Annotated in this window: 1 rRNA gene (only partly in view); it reads right to left on the bottom strand. The window is 57.5% G+C overall.

Annotation, left to right across the window (positions count from 1 at the left end):
* Positions 1-1,933 (bottom strand): 23S ribosomal RNA (locus IE212_RS34345) (it extends 1,270 nt beyond the left edge of the window).
* Positions 1,934-2,072 lie beyond the last annotated feature (139 nt).

The raw sequence follows: 2,072 nt of genomic DNA, 5'->3' as shown, positions 1-2,072 counted from the left end.
CCAAGATGTGGCCCCCCTTCTCCCGAAGTTACGGGGGCATTTTGCCGAGTTCCTTAACCATAGTTCACCCGAACGCCTCGGTATTCTCTACCTGACCACCTGAGTCGGTTTAGGGTACGGGCCGCCATGAAACTCGCTAGAGGCTTTTCTCGACAGCATAGGATCATCCACTTCACCACAATCGGCTCGGCATCAGGTCTCAGCCTTAATGAACGGCGGATTTACCTACCGTCCGGCCTACACCCTTACCCCGGGACAACCACCGCCCGGGATGGACTACCTTCCTGCGTCACCCCATCACTCACCTACTAACCGCTTGGTTCGGCGGCTCCACCACTTTCCTTTCCCCGAAGGGTCCGGAACGGCTTCACGGCCTTAGCATCACGATGCTCGATGTTTGACGCTTCACAGCGGGTACCGGAATATCAACCGGTTATCCATCGACTACGCCTGTCGGCCTCGCCTTAGGTCCCGACTTACCCTGGGCAGATCAGCTTGACCCAGGAACCCTTAGTCAATCGGCGCACACGTTTCTCACGTGTGAATCGCTACTCATGCCTGCATTCTCACTCGTGAACCGTCCACAACTACCTTCCGGTGCTGCTTCACCCGGCACACGACGCTCCCCTACCCATCACGATCCCCGTTGGGGGTATATATCGCAATGACACGACTTCGGCGGTACGCTTGAGCCCCGCTACATTGTCGGCGCGGAATCACTAGACCAGTGAGCTATTACGCACTCTTTCAAGGGTGGCTGCTTCTAAGCCAACCTCCTGGTTGTCTCTGCGACTCCACATCCTTTCCCACTTAGCGTACGCTTAGGGGCCTTAGTCGATGCTCTGGGCTGTTTCCCTCTCGACCATGGAGCTTATCCCCCACAGTCTCACTGCCGCGCTCTCACTTACCGGCATTCGGAGTTTGGCTAAGGTCAGTAACCCGGTAGGGCCCATCGCCTATCCAGTGCTCTACCTCCGGCAAGAAACACACGACGCTGCACCTAAATGCATTTCGGGGAGAACCAGCTATCACGGAGTTTGATTGGCCTTTCACCCCTAACCACAGGTCATCCCCCAGGTTTTCAACCCTGGTGGGTTCGGTCCTCCACGAAGTCTTACCTCCGCTTCAACCTGCCCATGGCTAGATCACTCCGCTTCGGGTCTTGAGCGCGCTACTGAATCGCCCTATTCGGACTCGCTTTCGCTACGGCTTCCCCACTCGGGTTAACCTCGCAACACACCGCAAACTCGCAGGCTCATTCTTCAAAAGGCACGCAGTCACGAGAACAAGGCAAGCCTTGTTCCGACGCTCCCACGGCTTGTAGGCACACGGTTTCAGGTACTATTTCACTCCCCTCCCGGGGTACTTTTCACCATTCCCTCACGGTACTATCCGCTATCGGTCACCAGGGAATATTTAGGCTTAGCGGGTGGTCCCGCCAGATTCACACGGGATTTCTCGGGCCCCGTGCTACTTGGGTGTCTCTCAAACGAGCCGCTGACGTTTCGACTACGGGGGTCTTACCCTCTACGCCGGACCTTTCGCATGTCCTTCGCCTACATCAACGGTTTCTGACTCGTCCCACGGCCGGCAGACCGTGGAAGAGAGATCCCACAACCCCGCATACGCAACCCCTGCCGGGTCTCACACGTATACGGTTTAGCCTCATCCGGTTTCGCTCGCCACTACTCCCGGAATCACGGTTGTTTTCTCTTCCTGCGGGTACTGAGATGTTTCACTTCCCCGCGTTCCCTCCACACTGCCTATGTGTTCAGCAGCGGGTGACAGCCCATGACGACTGCCGGGTTTCCCCATTCGGAAACCCCCGGATCAAAGCCTGGTTGACGACTCCCCGGGGACTATCGTGGCCTCCCACGTCCTTCATCGGTTCCTGGTGCCAAGGCATCCACCGTGCGCCCTTAAAAACTTGGCCACAGATGCTCGCGTCCACTGTGCAGTTCTCAAACAACGACCAGCCACCCGTCACACACCACTTCCGTGGCGCTTCACCGGGGCCGGCACCTGAGGAGAAGTTCATTCCCTCAGACACCCAACAGCGTGCCCGACACGCT

The sequence above is a fragment of the Streptomyces djakartensis genome (assembly GCF_014651075.1).
GTDB lineage: Bacteria > Actinomycetota > Actinomycetes > Streptomycetales > Streptomycetaceae > Streptomyces > Streptomyces djakartensis.
The sequence above is the reverse complement of the archived record's forward strand: the minus strand, read 5'-3'. Positions and strand labels throughout refer to the sequence as shown.